This is a genomic window from Paracidobacterium acidisoli (assembly GCF_003428625.2).
Classification (GTDB): domain Bacteria; phylum Acidobacteriota; class Terriglobia; order Terriglobales; family Acidobacteriaceae; genus Paracidobacterium; species Paracidobacterium acidisoli.
In genome coordinates this window covers 1-1,084 of sequence record NZ_QVQT02000015.1, presented here as the reverse complement: position 1 = coordinate 1,084, position 1,084 = coordinate 1, and the positions used below count along the sequence as shown (strand labels likewise).

At 64.5% G+C, this 1,084-nt stretch carries 1 protein-coding gene; it reads left to right on the top strand.

The window, feature by feature from the left end; all coding sequences use genetic code 11:
* The coding region (locus D0Y96_RS20305) for a mandelate racemase/muconate lactonizing enzyme family protein (protein ID WP_199480528.1) at positions 1-1,084 on the top strand (1,084 nt) is incomplete at both ends.

Below are 1,084 nucleotides of genomic sequence, written 5' to 3'. Positions count from 1 at the left end.
TTGATGTTGCGGGTTCCGCTTCGTCAGGTGTATCGGGGCAGCTACTATCAGATGACGCACCGGGCGACGATTCTGACGCGTGTGCATACGGAAGAAGGGGTGGTGGGTGAGGCCTTCGTGGGGGACGAAGACCACATCAACGACCAGATCGAGCGGGTGATTGTGGATGAGATCACGCCGCGTCTGATCGGTCAGGATGCCTTCGCGGTAGAGCGGTGCTGGGAGCTGGCGCGTCCGGCGACGTGGAACATTCTGCGCGACCGGCGCATCGGCCTGGTGGCGTGCGCGGCGGTGGATACGGCGATCTGGGACGCGGTGGGCAAGGCAGTAGGCCAGCCGCTGTGGAAGCTGTGGGGCGGCTACCGGAATCAGATTGAAGTGATCTGGACGGGTGGATATTACAACACCGATCTGTCGATCGAGGCGGAGATGGCGGCGGCGCGCGAGGCGCAGATTGCGGGGATGAAGTTCAAGGTGGGCGGGCGGAGTCCGGAAGAGGACGCGCAGCGGTTTATCGCGGCGCGGAAGGCGGCGGGCGACGACTTTGTGCTGATCGCCGACGCCAATCAGGGCTACACGCCGGACGAGGCGGTGCGCTTTGCGCGGCTGGTGGAGGATTACGGGCTGTTCTACTTCGAGGAGCCGTGCCGGTGGCAGAACGACCGGCGGGCGATGCGCGATGTGCGCTACCGGTCGGGGGCGCGGGTGTGCGCGGGGCAGAGCGAGCTGTCGGCGGGCGGATGCCGTGACCTGATGGTGGAGGGAGCGATCGACTTCTGCAACTTCGACGGCTCGTGGTCGGGCGGGCCGACAGAGTGGCGGCGAGTGGCAGCGATGGCGCTGAGCTTCGACGTGAAGATGTGCCACCACGAGGAGGCGCATATCGGCGGGCATCTGCTGGCGTCGATTCCGCACGGCACGTTTGCGGATACGATGCATGAGGACCGCGACCCGATCTGGAACCACATGATCACCAACCGTCCGGAGACCCGCAACGGATGCATCACCCTGCCCGACCGACCAGGCCTCGGATGGGAGCTCGATCAGGACTTCATCCAAAAATACCAAGTCAAATATGAACGGT